This window comes from Flavobacterium branchiarum, assembly GCF_030409845.1.
GTDB classification, from domain to species: Bacteria; Bacteroidota; Bacteroidia; order Flavobacteriales; family Flavobacteriaceae; genus Flavobacterium; species Flavobacterium branchiarum.
Genome location: NZ_JAUFQQ010000005.1, coordinates 1,601,968 through 1,621,420, shown reverse-complemented (window position 1 = coordinate 1,621,420; position 19,453 = coordinate 1,601,968). Strand labels below are relative to the sequence as shown.

Genomic DNA, 19,453 nt, shown 5'->3' with positions numbered 1-19,453 from the left:
TTAGAATGTTAGAAAGATAATTGTAAGTTAAAACCGTAAGATCTTCTGTATGGTAAAGAACCGTATTCAAAACCTTGTCCGTTACCACTTGTGTAAGTAGATTCAGGGTCTATGTTTGGTACTTTTGAGTAAATAGTCCATAAGTTTCTTGCGATAACAGAAAATTTAAATCTGTCGAATCCTGTTCCTTTTAACCATTTTTTTGGAAAATCATAACCTAATGTAAGTTCTCTTAATTTTGCATAAGAAGCATCGTAAATAAAAGGCTCGGCAGTAGTGGTGTCGCCGTATAAGCTTCTCCAGTAGTTTTGTGGATTAATTGGAGTTGTATTGGTTTCGTATCCTGTTACATTGCCATTACTGTCTTTGATTTCATTAACACCGTCAACAATGAGTCCAGCTGTTGGAATTAATTGTGCTATATCTGCTGGTGTTTTTCCTGCAGCAATTTGGTCTGCGTACCAGCCATTGTATTCGTCTCTTCCTTCTAATGTTAGGTTAGATAGTCCAGTAGCCGCTGCGTTGGCATTGGTCATTGAGTACATTTTTCCTCCAAACTTCATGTCTATGTTGGCTCTTAGACTTATTCCTTTGTATGAGAATTCATTTGTAATTCCGCCAATCCAATCTGGAGCTACTCTTCCTAGGCTTTCGTATGATTGTGTTAGTAAGGCATTTCCATTTGCTCCTATGATAACTTTTCCATCAGGTGATCTTTGAAATTTTCTACCATAAATTTCTGTAGAACTTTCTCCTACTTTAGCAACAATTTGAGCTCCTGCCCATCTTGCATTAGATACTATTTGTATGTCTGTATCGCTTGTTAATTCTAATAATGTGTTTTTATTTTTTGCAAAGTTGAAGGTTATGTCCCAATTAAAACCGTTTGGATTTCTAAATATTCCTGCTTTTAGCAAGGCTTCAAAACCTTTGTTTTCAACTGTTCCAGCATTTGCATTAGCACCTACGAAACCAGATGTTTGTGAAGTGTTTAAAACAATTAATTGGTCTTTTGTTTTTGTATAGTAATAAGATAAGTCTAGTTCTATACGATTTTTGAAGAAACCTAAATCAGCTCCAACTTCGTAGCTAGTAGTGAATTCTGGTTTTAGAGTATTGTTTGGAATAACATTGTTGGCAACCGATCCAATTGGATTTCCTAATAAAGGTTTTGCTTGTATGTTATAAGTAAGTGCTGTTCCGTAAGGTGTTTCTAGTGCTTTTGCAGTTCCTGCCCATGAAGCTCTAATTTTTCCAAAATTTAATACACTACTATTCATGTCTAGACCTTCGGTAAAGATGAAACTTGTTGATACAGAAGGATAGAAGTAGGAGTAATTGTTGTTATAGTCAGAACTAGTAGCAGAGGCAAGAGTTGAGTTCCAGTCATTACGACCTGTAACATCCAAAAATAAATAATTTTTATAATTTGCTCTTAAGTAAGAGTATAGAGATTTTACTAGTATTTCATCATTAGTTTTTGGATTTAAAACACTTGATAAGAAATTAGATTGTTTGTTTTGTCCAATAGAGATCATATCGGTAAGTGTAGTACCAGTATAGATTCTTTGAGAATTTCTTTGGTTGGCACCAACTCCTAGAGATAAATTAAAATCGCCTATTGATTTTTGAGCATTTAACAAACCTTCAACGTTGTATTCTTGAAATGTGATGTTGTTGTTAACTAAAGAGCCATTTTGTCTTCCAGGCCATGTAGATCCTTTGTTTATGAAATCAGAAGTTGAAAAAGTAAATCGATCAATTCCAGCTCTTCCTGTTGCGCTTAACCAATCTGTAATGGCGTAAGTTGCACTAAAATTACCTAGGATTCTGTTTTTTTCTGTTTCGTTTTTGTTTTCATTTAAAACGAAATAAGGATTCAATCGGTATACGTCTGTGTTCCATGGATAGTAATTCCCATTTTCATCCTTATAATTCTTTAGCCATGCTTGATCAATATTAGGAGCTATAGCAGCTACAGATAAACCAAGGTTGCTAGCATCATCTCCTAAAGAAGGTCTGTTATTGGTATCTTCTATAATATAGCTGAATTTAGCATCAATTGTTAGTTTTTTTATCTGAGAATTTACTCCTATTGAGAATGTGTTTCTTTTTAGGTCACTTTTTGGTATAACATCAGTAGCGCTTAGGTTAGAGTAGCTTGCGCGGAAAGTTGTGTTTTCGCCACCACCAGCAAGGCTAAAGCTGTTATTAACAGTAACACCAGTTCTAAAAAAATCTTTTATGTTGTTTTTTACGTGTTGATACGGTTTGTATGAGCCATCAAAGATTCTTACCATAACATCAGGAGATTCGAATTTTGGTCCCCAAGCACTTGTTGTAGCATTTTGGCTATTCTTTATGTCATCTGTTAGAGGTAATCTTCCGTTTGATCCAGTACCATATTGAGTTTGGTAGTCTTCGTATTTAGTGCTAATTTGATCAAATGTCGTTGTGCTGTTCCAATCTGCTTTTAAAGAATTTCTTTTTCCTTTTTTTGTTGTAATAACAATAACTCCATTGGCACCACGTTCTCCGTAAAGTGCGCTGGCAGCTCCTCCTTTTAGAACAGAAATATTTTCTATATCATCAATGTTTATACTTGATAATCCGTCTCCGTTATCTGTTCCTTCGGCATATCTTCCTGATTTAGAATCTGTAATTCCAGCTAATCCTGTGTTTCCTAGCGTAACTCCATCTACAATGTATAGTGGTTGGTTGTCTCCGCTAATAGATCGGTTTCCTCTAATAACAACACGTGAGCTACCACCAATTCCGGCTGTAGTTTGCGAGATATTAACCCCTGCAACTTTTCCGTATAATGATTGAGCGATACTTAGTGTTGGATTGTCTGCTAGTTCTTTTCCTTTTACATCTTGAAAAGAATAACCAAGTTCTTTTTTCTCTCTTTTTATTCCTAAAGCGGTAACTACAACTCCAGAAAGAGCAGTGGCCTCTGCATCTTTTAATTTTACGTTAATAGTGTTGGAGTCGCCTACAACTATACTTTGTGTTTCTTGTCCGAGGAAAGAAACAGTTAATGTCTTTCCTTTTTGTGCTTCGATAGAGAATTTTCCATCAAAGTCGGTAGTTACGCCTCTTTTTTCATCTTTTAAGGTTATTGATGCACCAGGTAGTGTAACGCCGTTAGAGTCGGTTACGGTTCCTGTGATTGTTTTTACTTGCGCTAGGGTTATTTGCGCAGTAAACAAAAACATGATCATTAAAATAGTTTGTTTCATTGTATGGTTTTTTTGTTAGTGTATTATAAATTATTGGTTGTTATATTCTATAATTCTACCTAATAGTATCAATGAGTTTTTTGTTTGATTCTTTTTAGGGGGGTCATGCTATTGGTTCTATAATAGCTTTGCTAAAAAAAGATTATGGCAATGAGTTTAGCCAAGTAATCATTACAATTTTTTGCAAGTTTTTTTGCAGTGTTCAATCGGGGTGATGACTTTAAAAGTTTCAGGCGAGGGTAGTCTTTCTTTCATAAGTTGATGGTTTTTTAGTTTTTATTAATTGCCAAATATATAATTAATTCTTATTCAATGAAATTTTTTTGCAAAAATATTGCGATATTTTTGCAATATTTTTTACGATAATGTATTTTTTTTACCAAAAGACTGATGTTTGTTGGGTTGGGCGTTTATGTTAAATGAGTATTATTTAAATTTGAGTTTGATAAAATGATGTGATTTTAAAAGAGTATTTTTACAAATATGAAAATAGCACTAATTCAATCTGTCCTTTTTTGGGAGAGTCCCGAGAGAAATCGAAATCATTTTGAGCACATAATCAATGGAATAAAAGAAACTGTTGATTTAATTGTAATGCCTGAAATGTTTTCTACGGGATTTACTATGAATCCTTCTGGCGTTGCAGAAACGATGCAAGGAGAAACCGTTTTGTGGATGCAATCATTAGCCAAAGCCAAAAAAACTGCAATTACTGGAAGTTTAGTAATTGAAGATAATGGTAATTTTTATAACAGATTGTTATTTGTTTTTCCTTCCGGAGAATTGCAACATTATGATAAGCGTCATTTGTTTACCTTGGCTGGTGAGGATAAAGTGTATACCAAAGGAACACAGAAATTAATCGTAGATTATCTGGGTTGGAAGATTTGTCCGCTTATTTGCTATGATCTTAGGTTTCCTGTTTTTTCTAGAAATACAGAGTCCTACGATTTAGTTTTGTATGTAGCCAATTGGCCTAAAGTACGCACTAATGCATGGGATACATTGTTAAAAGCGCGTGCTATCGAAAACGTATGTTATTCGATAGGAGTAAATAGAGTGGGGTTTGATGAGCATCAATATGAGCACAATGGGCATTCACAAGCCATCGATTTTCTTGGGGAGTATTTAATAAGTCCTCAAGAAACAGAAGGTGTTTTTATTGTCACATTAGACAAGCAAAAAATGTATGAAACTAGAAAGAAACTTGATTTTCTAAATGACAAGGATAGTTTTGTAATCGAAGGATTATAATTTTTATTTCTTTTTATCGGCGGCTTTCTTCTTGTTTTCTTCCTGTTTCTCAAGATCAGGATTGTAGGGTATGCTTAGGTCAAAAATGTGAGTAGAATCCCAATTTGCTCGAACATCCTTTATTTCCTTTTGGTAATAATTTACCTCTTCAGCATATCTCTTCTCCAAGAAATTTCCCGGATCGTATTGTTTATTTTTATTGTCATCATAAATAACACGAAGTGTAAAATCATTTGGCTCCAAAAGATTAAATTCAAACTTAGTTTTACCTTCAGAATAATCACTGGCAAGAATTTTTTCTCCTTTTTTGTCTGTTAATTCAATAATTATAGGAAAACGTTTTACGTTTTGTAAGTCAAGAGTTAGATTTCCATAATCGGCAGTAGTTTTAGTACTTAAAACATATTTTAGAGTATCGTTTGTTTTTTCATAAAAATCATTTAACGCTCCAGGTAAAAAGGTGAATGAATACTTTTCGGATGGTTCTTTTTTAAAGTCAAAGAATAATTTTTGATTAAGATCATCGTATTCTATTTTGTAAGGAACGGCAGTAGAATCTTTATTTATTAATTTTATTTTAGATTCATCAAAGCGTACCAAAGGAGTGGCACTTTCTAATGTAAATCGGTCTCTAAAATGTAATGTTCCGCTTTGTAATGCAGTAATGTTCAAAGTATCTTTCTTTTGATCTTTTACTTTAAAAGTGTATTTTTTGTTGTAAGACCCTCTGCTTATCTCCATAGATAAGGAGTCAGCTTTTAAAGGTTTATACCATACTTGTAAGGAATCCTTTTTAGGGAATTGAGTAACAATGGAAGGAATAATTTCACCATTGTTTTTCAATGTGATTTTTGGTCTCAAATTTTTGAAATCTTGTTTTCCGTCATATCCTACTATTAATCTGTTTCCAGAAACTTGAGCAGGTTTATATGTTTTTAAAGGGAGTGTTTCTTTAAATAATTCCAATTCGTAAATAGTATCATTAGGAATGGTAATAGGGTGTTTGATGAAACCTATTTTATCATCTTTAGGATTAAATTTGTTATTGTTTCCTTTGTCTTTTAAAGCAACCAGAAGATATTTTCCGGCTTTTAAATTCTCTAATCTAAACGTTTTTAAACTGTCTAATGTATTGGTGATGTATCGCGGGTTTTCTTTATAAACAACAGAATCATTAAAGGTGTCGTTTATTTCGTAAAGCATCACAGATACAAATGAATCAGCTTCTTTGTTGTAAGCATCTTTTATTTTTCCGCCTAGAGCCAAAGAATCAATATAACTTCCCGTAGAGAAGATGTATTTAAATTGGTTGTATGGGTTTCCTTCGTTGTTGTCGGTAATACTTTGTCCAAAATTAAAACTATAAGTCGTGTTCGGTTGTAAGGTGTCGATTATCTTTATGTTGATAAATTTGCTTGCCGAAGTTGGAGTTATAATTGGCTCGTTTTTCATTGGCGGCGAAATTATCAACTGCTTATTTGTGTTTTTTAATTTTACATACTCATCAAAAGTCAGCTTTATAGTATTCCCTTTAAATTCTGTGCTGAAATTTTTAGGAAAACTAGATACTAAAACAGGAGCGAGGGTGTCTTTTAATCCGCCAGTTATACTGCCGCGTTTAGCGCAACTTGCCAGAAGTAAGGTTAATAAAAAGAAAATATATTTAGAGTTGCTTTTCAACATAATGGGTTTGAATTTTGAATCCACAAAATAACAATTATATTTGCTTTAATCGAAACTTTTTATCGAATTATTAGGACTTGTTATTTTATTCGAAAAATGAAAGAGTTGTGCTGTTTTTTTATTTGTTTATATAAAATCTCAACCAGATTTTAAGGATATGATAAAATGTATTCCTACATTTGACATTGATATAATTTAGAATATTTTGAAACTTCGCATTATTTTTTGTCTTTTGTCTTTGTTGTTAATTTCATGTGATAAGCAAGAAAAGCCAGTTGCCGCTTTTTATTATTGGAAGACAATCTTTAAACTGACTGCGCAAGAAAAAGAGGTTTTACAGCAAAATGAAATCCGTAAAATTTATATTCGGTATTTTGATATTGATTTGCATCCCAAAACGCAAGAGCCATTTCCGTTAAGCCCAATCCATTTCGAAAATAAAACAGAAAACTTAGAGGTCGTTCCTGTTGTTTACATCAAAAATAAAGTGATGTTGAAAAAAGGAATAGATGTTGAAGGTTTGGCGAAAAAAACATTTGATTTTATAGAATTAGTAAATAGTAAAAATGGAATTTCTTGTCAGGAAATCCAAATCGATTGCGATTGGACTTTGGCAAGTAAATCGAATTATCTAAAATTCATTGAATCCTTTAAGAAGATATGGAAAAAGAAACTTTCGGCTACGATACGATTGCATCAGGTTAAGTATTTTGAAAAAACCAAAATCCCTAATGTTGATTCAGGGGTATTGATGTATTATAATATGGGGTCAATTGCTCCCGATTCGCTAAATTCTATTTATGATAGAAGAATCGCGCAACGATACATAAAAAGTTTAAAAAAATATCCGTTACCACTTGATTTTGCATTGCCTATTTATTCATGGGCAATTCATATCCGAGATAATAAAGTAATAGGATTGAAAAGTAAAATTGATGTAAGAGAGCTGAAAAACGATGCTAATTTTGTACAAAAGCAAAAGAATTATTTTGCTGTAAAGCATTCAAATTATAAAAAAGGATCTTATTATAAACAAAATGATATTTTAAAAGTAGAAGCAATTTCTAAGGATGATTTGCTTGAGATGGCTTCCGATTTAGAGGAGAATACAGCTCAATATCCTAAAGAGATTATTTTTTACGACTTAGACGAATTCAATTTAATAAATTATGAAAAAAATATTTTTAAACAAGTTCTTTCTTGTTTCTAGTGGTGTTTTATTATTTGCTTACGGTGTAATTTATGCTTGCGGTGGAGGCGATGATTGGGGCATGGGATACAGTTCTAACTTTACTCCCGAAACCTTTGTCGAGAAATCGTATAGACCTTTATTTTTATCAGGAGATGTTTTTTATGGGATTGGTTTTGATACCGAGCATAATTCTAGATTCAATAATGATATTAAATCAGATTGGAGTACGTATCTAAAAACTAAAGTTGATACTGCAACAGTAAACTATTTTTTAATAGGTGATGTGACAAGAAGTTATTCTTATGATAGTGAGAAGGCTTCAAAATACAAAGATGAAATCACACAACTTCATGTGTTTTTTAAGACCAAAAAGAACAATCCAACCTCTTTAAAATGGGGTAAGAAAATGAATTTGAAAGACGATAAAACAAAAGCTTTTATTGAGTTTTTATATCTGGCACAAAAAATAGAAACAGTTTCGGTTGGAGACAATTATTGGAGCTACGAACCTGTGGTTGCTAAAACTTTTGGCGACATGAAATTCATTCAGTCTATCGAAAATGTATATAATACAATCTCGGATCCGTTCTTGAAAAACAGATATTGGTTTCTTACCATGAAAGGGTATTTTTATAGTAGTAATCAACAAAAAGCAATTGCATTTTTTAATAAAACAGAAGCTTCAGTTCCTAAAAACGTGCTCTATTATCGAGCACTTGCATATGTAGCAGGAATAAATTACAAACAAGGGAAGTATTCGGTATCTAATTATTTATATGCACAGGTATTTGATAAATGTCCTGAAATGAGAGTTGTTACGGCGTATAGTTTTCGTCCAGAAAATGAAACCGATTGGAATAAATCTTTGGCTATGGCCAAAAATAATAAAGAAAAAGCAGCGCTTTGGGCTATTCATGGATACTACAAAGATGAGGTGCAGGCTATTGGTAAGATTTATGATTTAGAACCTAAAAGCGAGCATTTAAATTATTTGTTGACAAGGTTGGTTAATCAGCAAGAGCAAGGAATAAATAATTCGTTTGAAGTAAGTCTTGATGATAAACAACCATCAAAAAAACAAACGGTAGCAGAAAATAAAGAAACAAATAAAAGTAAAATTGATACTAAAGCATTCGATTTAGTGACAAAAATTGCTGGAGCAGGAAATACAGAAAAGCCTTATTTGTGGGATATTGCTTTGGGGTATTTACAAACATTAAAAAGTGATTTTGCTAAAGCAGATGCGAATTTTGCTAAAGCAGAAAAAACAATGCCAAAAACGGAATTAGCGGACCAGCAGCTTAGGTTACTTCGATTTGTTAATACCATGAGTAAGATAGATAAGTTAAATTCAAATAACGAAAAAACTATTCTTAAGGATTTGAATTGGTTGTACAAAGAACTTCCGAAGCAACATGTGGGCGATTTTCGTTATGATAATGCTTCTAGCTGGAGCAAAATGTATTTAGCAACGCTTTATAGAGAACAGAAAAATTATGTAATGGCGGAGGTGTTTACTAGTAATTCTGCTTATGGTTATTGGGGAGAAGGGAATTCTTTTTATGATGATGAAAAGAACTTGTTAGGAATGAAAGCATTTTTATCAAAGCAAGATAAAACAGAAATAGAAAAAATAGGAGCTAGTATTTATAATCTGAATTTAAATAACATTAATAATTTCCAAGCAGTAAAGGCGACCTATCAGAATAAAATACCCGAAGCAATTGTTTTTATGAAGCAAACCGACACCTTGCAAAATGCAGTATTTTACGGAAATCCATTTAATGGAAGTATTAAAGATTGTCATGATTGCGATCACGCTATGCCTCAGAAAAAGAAGTATTCTCAAATAGAATTCTTGACTACAATAAATGCAATGCAGGACAAACTGGCTAAAAACGAAGAGGTGTATACAAACAGTTTGTTGTTAGGAAATGCATTCTATAATATTACTCATTTTGGAAATGGAAGAAGTTTTTATGAAATTTCAATTGTTGGTTATGGCTCAAGTCCATATTCATTTAGAAACGCAATGAAAAAGATGATTACAGATTGTTCTCTTCCTAAAATGTATTACCAAAAAGCTTTTGAGGTAGCAACAACAAAAGAGCAAAAAGCGAAATGTGTTTATATGTTGGCAAAATGTGAGCGAAATGAATATTATAATAAGAAGTATGATTCGGTAACAAATTGGTGGACTGCTTCTGATGATAAGATAAATTTTTTAGCATGGAATAATTTCAAGGTTTTAAAGAAAGAGTATTCAGATACAAGATATTATCAGGATGTAATTGCCGAATGTGGTTATTTTAATACGTATATAAATCAGTAAGTTTAAAAATCAAATTAAGATGATGAATAAAATTGAACATATAGGAATTGCGGTAAAAGATATAGAGGTTTCGAATCTTTTGTTTGAAAAGCTTTTTGGAGTTCCTGCTTACAAATCTGAAGCGGTAGAAAGCGAAGGGGTTATTACTTCTTTTTTTCAAACAGGACCTAATAAAATAGAGCTTCTTGCGGCAACCAGCCCAGATAGCCCTATTGCTAAGTTTCTTGAAAAAAAAGGAGAAGGGATTCATCATATCGCATTTGATGTTTTAGACATCGTTGCTGAGGTGGAACGCTTAAAAAGTGAAGGTTTTGTGGTTTTAAACGAAATTCCGAAAAAAGGAGCCGATAATAAACTCGTTGTTTTCTTGCATCCCAAAAGCACAAATGGTGTTTTGATCGAGTTATGTCAAGAAATTAAATAATTCGGAGTATTTATGAGCAGAATTAGAAGCTTAAAAATCAGTTAGTTTCAAATTTATTGAAAATAATATTGAAAATAACGTAAAAATCATGCCCAAATATTTGCTACAACTGGAAAATAGTGGTAATATTGCAAACTCTAAACCGGTCCTATAGCTCAGCTGGTTAGAGCACCTGACTCATAATCAGGTGGTCCCTGGTTCGAGCCCAGGTGGGACCACTAATAAAATCAAGCCTTTACAGCAATGTAGGGGCTTTTTTGTTTTCATCAGTACAATATATGTACAACAAATTGCTGACCTCGTAAAGATAGTAAACTTTTCATTCTGTTTCATTTAGCTGTGTTTTTTAGTATTTTTACTTTTCAATTAAAAATAATTAGTGTTATGGCAAGAATAATTGAAAAAATATTTTTCTTTCTCCATCAACAAGTACAAAAGGTAAATGCTAAAATAGCCTCCAAAAAGGTTTCACTTATTTTAGCCCCGGTATTACCTATTTCGGTAGTTATTCTAAGTACTTTTCAGTTATACAATGGTAATTTTATTTTATTCCATTTAATACTTCTAATTTTAGGAGTAGTTTTTTCATTTTTACTTACGGTATCATCTATGTATTTTTTAAAAGGTGATAATATTTTTAATCGATATAATAGAGAAAAGTCTAATAGTAATTTATCTCAGTTTCAAAATACATCAAAGTCTTCAAACAATATATCTGAAAAAAAAGTAGCTGATTTAATTGAGGCTAATAAAGAGGCAATAAATTACTATTATATTGAATTTAAAAAGATTGAACTATTTAACGATGACACTTTATTAATTGACTTTCAAAGTTTGATTGCTAATTGCTTAAAAAAATCTACGAACAATTATTTTTTTAAATTAGAAATTAGTGCTCAGGAAACACACGCTTTTATCAATGAATTTATGATTCCTTTCTTGATAAAATTAGATTCAAACCGTGTAATACCTAAAAAAAGTATAGCTTCTCTGTTACAATATAAAAAAGCCGGTAAATATATTCCTGTAAATGAAAAATCATTATCAGATAAAAATCGAATAACCGTCACCCTTTGTCAAAAGAAGGTATACGAAAGTGTTCAAAAAATGTAAATTCCCCGAATTATTACGTGACCAAGTCGCAATTCCACGTTTCATCTAGTTTCATTCCAATAGTTTAGCCTCATAATTCTAAAACAAAAATTATGAACCCACAAAAAATTATTGAACAGTTAAATGAAATTAAAATGATGATTACAAAAGGTAATCAGTTCCAAAAAGAGATTTTCACTATTAAAGATCTCATGAACTATACAGGCTTTTCAGATAGTACGATTCACAAATTATCTGCTAAAAAATTAATCCCTCATAACAAGCCTACCAACGGAGCTTTATTCTTCGATCGAGTTGAAATAGTTGAATGGATTAGAAAGCACAAAGTCTATTCAGATGAGGAAGTTTTGTCTAAATTTTCCAAGCAGTTAAAAAAATAAAAGTGTTCAATTCCGCTAAATTGTAACGCTTTATTTTAACTCTAATTATGTTGTATTCTCCAAAATACAATAAAAAACATTGTACAAAATGAAAGAGAAATATTTACGAATAGGAACTTCCTATTTTAAGAAATCCCTGTACCCTTTATCTTCGGGTGATTTCGTAGAAATTTTGGTTATATGGTCTCCAGAATTGATTAGGCAAGATCATGGTAAAAATGCTCTTTCAGAAATTGAAAGATATGATGGTTTCATTTGTATTCCTGAGAACCGCCCTGAATTATTTTTAAAAAGAATTCAGGATTATTATAATACTTATCATCAAATAAGTAAATCGCCTTGCGAAGGAGAAATAGAAAATACCCTTAGTTTTTTATCCCATATTTTTGGAGAGCAATTAGAATTAGGCATTGATTATCTACAAATGATATATTTAAAACCAACTCAAATTCTTCCAATTTTATGTTTAGTTAGTAAGGAACGCAATACTGGTAAGTCTACTTTCTTAAAGTGGCTTAAAGAAATATTTGAATACAACCTCACTTTTCTGACCAATAGTGATTTCACTTCAAATTTTAACGCTGATTGGAGTTCTAAACTTTTAATTTGTATTGATGAAGTACTTTTTAAGACTGATGAACTAACCGAGCGAATAAAATACTTATCTACAACTAACACACATAAAACAGAAGCAAAAGGAAAAGATAAAAAGGAAGCATCATTTTTTGGGAAATTTATTTTGTGTTCAAACAACGAAACCTCATTTATTAAAATTGATGCGGACGAAATCCGTTTTTGGGTAATAAAGGTTAATAAATTTCAAAAAGAGGATGTTGATATTTTACAAAAACTAACCGATGAAATTCCAGCATTTTTACATTTTTTAATCAATAGAAAACTATCTACTGAAAATCAATCACGAATGTGGTTTACTCCAGATCAAATTAAAACAAAAGCTTTGTTAAAATTAGTAAGGCATAATTCAAATCAAATTGAAAGGGAATTGGTTAATGTTTTATTGAATACAATGGAAAGTTTGGATATCGAAAATTTAGATTTTAGTTTCTCGGACTTATTGAATATTTTAAACAAGTTTAAGATTAAATATGACGCTGTTGAAATAAAAAATATTATACGTAAAAATTGGAAGTTAGAGCAAGCAAAAAATTCAAACCAGTATCAAAAAGTAAGCATCACAAACGACCTTGATTTTTATCAAAACTCAACAAAAGGTCGTTATTATTCGATCACTAAAGATTTTTTATCTGATTATAATGATGAATTGATGACAATGTAGGTTTAAGTCAACAACAGTAAGGCTTTTTTTGTCATCATTTTGTCATCAAAATATAAAGTGATGATAAAAAATGATGACTGAAATTTAAAAGTGATGACATGATGACAAGATGATGACGGGTTAACCATTGTTATTATTGGGATGAATGTACTTTGTCATCAATTCATCATTTATTTTAATTTTTAAACCGTCAAAAATACTGCAATGAATACAACACAAGCAAGGGAAATACCAATAGAAAAAGTTCTTCAAAATTTAGGGTGTGAACCCACTAAATGTAATGAAACTGAAAGTTGGTACCTCTCTCCATTTAGGATTGAAAAAACAGCTTCATTTAAACTCAATAGAAAAATTAATAGATGGTTTGACCATGGGGAACAAGTTGGAGGAAACGTAATAGATTTTGTAATTCAAAAGTTTGGATTTAATGTTACAGAGGCTTTGAGTTACTTAGAAAAGTTTAACACTCTTTTTTCTTTTCAAAAGCAAATTTCTGAAATGCCAATTAAAGAAAATAATACTAATCAAATTGAAAAAATAATCCCAATTCAACATTTCGCTTTATTACAATATCTGGAGAGTAGACATATAAAATTTTATAAAAATATTGAACAGCTAAAAGAAGTACACTACATCATCAATGATAAAAAATACTTCGGGATTGGATTCCAAAATAATAGTCAAGGATGGGAAATAAGAACCAAGTATGCGAAAATTTGTTTGAAAAAGAAGGATATAACTTTGATTAACAATAATTCACAAATACTAAGGATTTATGAAGGTTTTTTTGACTATTTGTCGTTCCAGCAAATTTGGAATAATCTACCAATGGAAGAATCAGATTCTTTGATTTTAAACTCTGTAGCACTACTTGAAAAGAATACTCCTATTTTAGAAAACTATAAAATAATTGAATTGTTTCTTGATAATGATGAAGCCGGAGACAAATACACTAAATTGATTTCAGCTCAATTTCCAGGAGCCAAAGATGGTAGAGTAGCTTATTCAGAATGCAAAGATTTAAATGAATTTTTATGTAAAAGATACGTCTAAAATATTAGAAATCTATACAATAGCGCAATCTAAATGTCTCTGAAAGAGTAGCAAGTAGGACAGGGGCGGAAAAACCCCTATCCTACTTGCTCTGCGAGGCTAGAGCCTTGAAAATAAGGCTTTCTTTAAGAATGAAGTTTATAAGATTTTATAATTTAAATATAATTAGAGGTTTAACTCATTGATTAACAGTATTAAAAATTATAATTATGACTAAAAAAAGTATTATTATAGATGAAAAAGCTCATACAGAACTTGGAAAATTATCTGAAAGTCTGCGAATGAACTTAGGGGCTCTTATACAAGAAATGATTTATTATTTCAAGAAAACTGGTATCGACCCTAAAGATGCTGTAAACAAAGATCCATCTTTAATGGTTGCTGCTTTAGATAAAAGAATAGTCTCTTTTTTAAAAGTTCAAGAAAGAGATATTTTGAAACCATTAAGACAAGATATTTTTAATTATCAAAATGCTCAAAAGGAAGAAATATCAAAATTAATTATTTCAATCAATAAACTCTTAGAACAACATTCAGAACGAACTACTGAAATAAAAAAAGCTCATTTTGAGAATCTGAATAAAATAAATAGCAATGATGTAGAAAGAGTTAAAATGGTAGTTGCTGAATTACAAAAAAACCGACAAGCCATTTTACTTCTTTGTCAACTATTAGACGATAAAAATAAATCTGGCACTTTGAGTAAAATTAAATCTCTTTTTTCATAATGCCAATATCTAAACCACATAGTACACTTGGAGCTGACAACAAAGGAAGTTGTTCCAATTTGGCAATTTACTTAGAAAAGGAAAATGAAGAATTAGATAAACTCATCAAAAAGTCTTCCTTAATGAATGAAATATTTAAGCTAGAAAACATGAAGCAAGGTTTCTTTACAGCTTCAGAGATTAATATCAGCACGATAGATGTTATTAGTTCTATCGATAATAATAAAAGAAAATTAGGAGCAAATGATGCTAAATATTTTGCTCCTACAATTAGCTTCAGCGAGAATGAGTTGAGTCATATTGCTTTTCTAGCCACTGGTAAAAGAGAAGTAACAAGTGTTTTAGAATTAAATTCATCCGAATTAGAGCAGTTTAATAACCTTATTAGAGAGTATGGTCGCAAAGCAATGGATAACTATGCTTTGAATTTTAATCGTCAAGACAAAGGAATAAAAACGGGAGCTGATTTAGTTTATTTTGGTAAAATTGAACATTTTAGGAAATTTAAGGGTACAGATAAAGAGGTTGTTGACGGAAAGGAAATTTCTGGACAGTATAAAAAAGGATTGCAATCTCATATTCACATAATTGTTTCCAGAAAAGACAAAACTCAACAATTAAAATTAAGTCCTACTTGTAATGAAAAACATACCAATAGAAAAATTGGTAATAACGAATATCAAGTAGGATTTGATAGAGTTAAATGGATTAATTCGAACGAAAAAATTTTTGACGAACATTTTAATTATAAAAGAAAAGAACTGGAAAAATTTCAAAATCAAAATATTTTAAAAAATGGAAGCCCTCAGGACAAGCATGAAATCAATAAAAAAATAGAACTAGAATCGATTAATATTGGTGATATAAAAAAACAAATTATGAATGCTCATTTCAATGTTTTGGTGATAAAACCAAAGAATTTAAAAGAGTATCAAGAGCGAATGATGAAATTTGCTATTCAAGTTTTACCAATAATAAATAAAGGAGGTTTTATCCAGGAGAATCACTTCTTTCATGAACAATCAGGTATAGATTTCAAAGAGGGTGAAGTTGATCAAAACTTAAAACTCCATGAATTATTTAGTGCTGATAATAAAATAGAAAATCAAATGGAACAAACTGAGCAGTCATTGGCAGATTGGCAGATTAACACCGAAAAATTAGCATCTATTTTATTATCTCCTTCCTTTGAAATCGATCCACGTGTTGATGATGAATTGCTAAAAAGAAAAAGAAAAAGAGCCATAAAAAGATGATTTAATATAAAATACAACAATATAAGAAATCAAAAATATGGGAATTATCTCAATTATTATTTATTGATTAATTTTTCAAGCCTTGCCATCATGTCATCCTTCTCCTTCAACATCCTCTCATACAGACCAATCTTTTCTTCATGAAGCTTTAAAATTTCTTGTACTGGATTAACATTATAAGTGCCACCAGAATTACCGATGAATGCTTCATCGTGAAAAGTATTTGAAATGATATTAATAGCCTGCTCTTCATCAAAATTCTGAAAAGCTTCAACTGGAATTTTTAATATAGCTGAGATTTGATTAAGTAAATTATCTTCAATTTCATCTTTTTGCTCGAGCATGGAAATTTTCTTTTGATTCCAATCATCTCCCAGATCAAAAGCCAATGCCTCCTGTTTGATTCCAAGCATTTCTCTAAAACGTTTTACGTTTCTTCCCTGATGTATTTTCTGTTCCATTATGAGTTTCAATTTTCAACAGGCTCAAAGATAAAGCCATTTGGATTAAAAATTCTGAGTTTCAAAGATAAAAAAATATCCGGTACAATATCCCATTTGTCAGATATTATATCCGCTTTTTGACTAGATTATCCTTTTGAACGGGTGGAACTTCGCTTTGAATTTTAAATCTTCCCACTATGAAAAAGAATAAAATATCCTTCGAAACAAGGTTCTGGGCAGGGTTTGTGGCAGGAAATCCATTTGAGGCATTTGACGCCATTTTTGACTTTGCACATCTTGATTATTATAAACAGAATTTAAGTGAAGCGGTGCTTTACTGTTATAAGAGAAAAGTTTTCAAACAGGAAGCTCCCTGCAATGTTTTTGTCTTTTATACTGCTATTTGCTCTTTTCTCAAAGTCTGTTACTGCCTGAAGGGGAAAGACAAGAAATGGAAAGTGAAAGAGTCTTCCCGATCTGAAACGGTATTTCATCTTTCTTCCCTGACAAAGGAAGAATTCGACAATCCTTTTTTGGTGCTTCAAAATGCATTTGAAGCGAGAACACTGCAACAGTTCGAATTTTTCTTATGTGAAATGGCAGAGCTTTCATTGTCTCCATACCATGTAGATCCTGACTCTAACCTTATGACACCTTATATTCATTTAATCAAAATGCTCGATGCGGCGGAAATAATGAAAGAAAGAGGTATAGAGAGAATTAAGAAAAATGAACAGGTTCAACCTTCACCGGAATAAAATACCCTTTATCTAATCTTCAAAAACACAATATTATGAAAACTCTAGAAAAACTTTCATTTCCAAAACTCGAAAACGAGTATTTGGAAAACATACTTAGACAATTAATCCACAAATATAATATTATTCAAATGTTTTTTACCAGACACAAGTCTTTTGCATTTTCCTATCTTATTATCCATATTGAAAGCAATATAGATGCTCAGGACCTTCAGCAGAGTAACTGGGTAAGAAAGGTTAGGGAACGCTTTCAAATTAATATATCTTTTATCTTCTCCTCAAAACTTCATCATCATTATTCGTTAGGTTCTCCCTTCATAGCGTCTTACTGCCGTGAGTCTGCTGTTATCTACCAGAATAATGAGCTGGAAAATTCTGTTTTCACAATAGAGAAATGGAAAAAATACAAGAAGAGATTTAATGAGTATGAAAACAATTTTTACCACGATCACGATCTTCATATGTGGCAGATTAAAAACCTGATATCAGAAGGTTCTTCAAACAGTGTTTTTACATCTTATGCAAGACTCGTTGAATATGATATTGAGTGTTTAGAAGAACTGTACTTGGGAAATAAATCTGCTTTGCTAAGTTTAGATGAAAGGATTAATAGCCTTATCCAATACATACCTGATATTCAAAAATACTTCGTGAGAAACAACCGCAACAAATTTTATCTTACTGATTTATTTACAAAAGCAAAAGAAGCTTCTGCCGATGATGATCTGATTTATAAAGAAGAAATGTATGATGCAGTTGGAATTGCACAGAGTAGTCTCTATTGTCTTGTAGAAAAAAGGCTTGCCGAACTAAAGAAGTTGATAAAGAAAGGACTGCATGAAAGTAATCAAGCTGTATGTCAAACTAGTGACAAGCCGAAGGATATAATCCTTGACACTGCGATAGAAACTATATTAGAAATTTCAGAAGTTGAAGAAATCTACTTATATCATCAAATTACCTATGGTGAGAAAACGACTTATTATCTGATGCTTATAGCCGTGGGGACTGGTAATGAAAAATTAAAATTAATCAGTCAATCTCTAAAATGCAAAATAGGAGAAAAACATGACTTTGTTTTGTTAAGCCACAGCCGTTACTGGATACAAGCTAATCTGTATCAAAATCAAAGTTTCTTTTCCGGAATTATTCAAAACGAATATCTGATATATTCATCAAGTAAATATCTTCCTGAATTTCACTGGGAGATTCCTCATAATACTTATCATGCTGATCTGCTTTTTTATTATAAGCCGACCAAAGATATCGCTATGCAATTTTTTACAATAGCCAGTAATACTAAAGAGAACTATCAAGGTTTAGAATACTTTTTCGCATTATTTTTTATGTCATTTTGCAGAACATACATTTTTGTAAAAACTTTTTACCTGCCTAATTATCTTTCCAATCAAACATTATGGCAGTTATGTATCTATGCAGATTCTGATATAAGAAAGTATAATTATCTCATAGAGCAGTTCTGGACTAATTTTTTTCCTTATCAGGATAGAAATATGACCCTTCATCATCAATTGTCAAAGCTAAACAAAGATGAGGTTTCTCATATGAATATTATAGTGGAGAAGTTGATGGATGAACTGCACAATTTGGTTATTGAAGACGGGTTATTAAGCCTTGGGAATGACTGATACATGAATTAATCAATTTAAAATAAAGATCATGGAAATAGATGAAATTGAAAAGCTGGAAACTATTAAAAGATTAACGTCAAGTTGTCTGAATACTTTGAGACCAGTTGATAATAAAAAGAGGATTCATATTGTTGAAATAAAAGTATATGATTATTACGAACTTGCCTCAGTTATAAGAAACCTGATGAAATTATGTATCGTGGCTTTGGATCATGATGGCGCAGAACTTCCTGATACAATAGAAAACCAGTCTATAGACGTTGGGCTTATTCTGGGAATTGCATTGCAGTTATTTCCAGTTGATGAATTTGAACTGCTAAATGAAATAAGTATATTATTTCCTTCTGATTCTAGAAAAGAACATGAAAATATTATCCAATAAGTAACAACCCAAAATTGTTTTCATTAAGGAGAGAGCCCTGCAATTGTGGGGCTATTTTTATTAATAAATTGTCTCAACTGTGTAAATAGATGTTTTGCTAGAGTGTTATAAGCCAATTTCTTACTGTAAAAAAAAATGAATTCAACTTTACTTAAAAAGTCAACCCCTGTTATTTTAAACTTACAAACTTTTTAGGACAGTGTTATAAAATAGTAAAACACAAAAGTGCGCTAGATAGTGTTTTCATAATCTAACGTATAATTC

General features: G+C 31.4%; 16 protein-coding genes and 1 tRNA gene. 14 read left to right on the top strand and 3 right to left on the bottom strand.

The window, feature by feature from the left end:
• Positions 1-8 precede the first annotated feature (8 nt).
• The gene (locus QWY99_RS19010; RefSeq protein ID WP_290267287.1) at positions 9-3,242 is read right to left on the bottom strand and encodes a SusC/RagA family TonB-linked outer membrane protein; all 3,234 of its coding nucleotides are present in this window, start codon (positions 3,240-3,242) and stop codon (positions 9-11) included.
• Positions 3,243-3,725: 483 nt separating this feature from the next.
• Here QWY99_RS19010 and QWY99_RS19005 point away from each other — a divergent pair, with 483 nt between their 5' ends.
• On the top strand, positions 3,726-4,496 hold the full coding sequence (locus tag QWY99_RS19005; RefSeq protein WP_290267286.1) for a nitrilase family protein: 771 nt from the start codon (positions 3,726-3,728) through the stop codon (positions 4,494-4,496).
• Between the two features lie 3 nt (positions 4,497-4,499).
• Here the strand turns inward: QWY99_RS19005 and QWY99_RS19000 are convergent, their stop codons facing one another.
• Complete coding sequence (locus QWY99_RS19000; RefSeq protein ID WP_290267285.1) at positions 4,500-6,179, bottom strand: Ig-like domain-containing domain; 1,680 nt, start codon at positions 6,177-6,179, stop codon at positions 4,500-4,502.
• Positions 6,180-6,384: 205 nt separating this feature from the next.
• Between QWY99_RS19000 and QWY99_RS18995 the strand changes: the two genes are divergently transcribed.
• From QWY99_RS18995 to QWY99_RS18950, 10 genes are all read left to right on the top strand, one after another.
• A complete protein-coding gene (locus tag QWY99_RS18995; protein WP_290267284.1) occupies positions 6,385-7,389 on the top strand; it encodes a hypothetical protein in 1,005 nt (334 codons plus the stop codon).
• Positions 7,349-9,703: a hypothetical protein gene (locus QWY99_RS18990; protein ID WP_290267283.1), complete on the top strand. Its 2,355-nt coding sequence runs from the start codon at positions 7,349-7,351 to the stop codon at positions 9,701-9,703. The genes QWY99_RS18995 and QWY99_RS18990 overlap by 41 nt, the downstream gene beginning before the upstream one ends.
• A 22-nt stretch (positions 9,704-9,725) precedes the next feature.
• On the top strand, positions 9,726-10,127 hold the full coding sequence (gene mce / locus QWY99_RS18985; RefSeq protein WP_290268260.1) for a methylmalonyl-CoA epimerase: 402 nt from the start codon (positions 9,726-9,728) through the stop codon (positions 10,125-10,127).
• A gap of 144 nt (positions 10,128-10,271) precedes the next feature.
• Positions 10,272-10,345 (top strand) — tRNA-Ile (locus QWY99_RS18980).
• A 166-nt stretch (positions 10,346-10,511) separates the two neighbouring features.
• Positions 10,512-11,240, top strand: a complete 729-nt coding sequence (locus tag QWY99_RS18975; RefSeq protein WP_290267282.1) for a hypothetical protein — start codon at positions 10,512-10,514, stop codon at positions 11,238-11,240.
• A gap of 92 nt (positions 11,241-11,332) precedes the next feature.
• Entirely contained in the window at positions 11,333-11,620 is a 288-nt protein-coding gene (locus tag QWY99_RS18970; protein WP_143376224.1) for a helix-turn-helix transcriptional regulator, read from the top strand.
• 88 nt (positions 11,621-11,708) lie between these two features.
• Positions 11,709-12,917 (top strand): primase-helicase family protein, encoded by a 1,209-nt coding sequence (locus tag QWY99_RS18965; protein ID WP_290267281.1) that lies wholly within the window; start codon positions 11,709-11,711, stop codon positions 12,915-12,917.
• 204 nt (positions 12,918-13,121) lie between these two features.
• Positions 13,122-13,970 (top strand): DUF8464 domain-containing protein, encoded by an 849-nt coding sequence (locus QWY99_RS18960; protein WP_290267280.1) that lies wholly within the window; start codon positions 13,122-13,124, stop codon positions 13,968-13,970.
• 209 nt (positions 13,971-14,179) lie between these two features.
• Complete coding sequence (locus tag QWY99_RS18955; protein WP_229989620.1) at positions 14,180-14,698, top strand: BfmA/BtgA family mobilization protein; 519 nt, start codon at positions 14,180-14,182, stop codon at positions 14,696-14,698.
• Complete coding sequence (locus QWY99_RS18950) at positions 14,698-15,954, top strand: DUF5712 family protein (protein WP_290267279.1); 1,257 nt, start codon at positions 14,698-14,700, stop codon at positions 15,952-15,954. Before QWY99_RS18955 ends, QWY99_RS18950 begins: the two co-directional genes overlap by 1 nt.
• 56 nt (positions 15,955-16,010) lie before the next feature.
• Here QWY99_RS18950 and QWY99_RS18945 read toward each other — a convergent pair whose 3' ends face one another.
• Positions 16,011-16,415, bottom strand: a complete 405-nt coding sequence (locus tag QWY99_RS18945) for a helix-turn-helix domain-containing protein (RefSeq protein WP_290267278.1) — start codon at positions 16,413-16,415, stop codon at positions 16,011-16,013.
• Positions 16,416-16,594: 179 nt separating this feature from the next.
• Between QWY99_RS18945 and QWY99_RS18940 the strand changes: the two genes are divergently transcribed.
• From QWY99_RS18940 to QWY99_RS18930, 3 genes are read left to right on the top strand one after another with little or no spacing between them, the layout of a single operon-like run.
• Positions 16,595-17,155: a hypothetical protein gene (locus tag QWY99_RS18940; RefSeq protein WP_290267277.1), complete on the top strand. Its 561-nt coding sequence runs from the start codon at positions 16,595-16,597 to the stop codon at positions 17,153-17,155.
• A gap of 35 nt (positions 17,156-17,190) precedes the next feature.
• A complete protein-coding gene (locus QWY99_RS18935; RefSeq protein ID WP_290267276.1) occupies positions 17,191-18,804 on the top strand; it encodes a hypothetical protein in 1,614 nt (537 codons plus the stop codon).
• Between the two features lie 31 nt (positions 18,805-18,835).
• Complete coding sequence (locus tag QWY99_RS18930) at positions 18,836-19,189, top strand: hypothetical protein (protein ID WP_290267275.1); 354 nt, start codon at positions 18,836-18,838, stop codon at positions 19,187-19,189.
• The last annotated feature ends 264 nt before the right edge of the window (positions 19,190-19,453 follow it).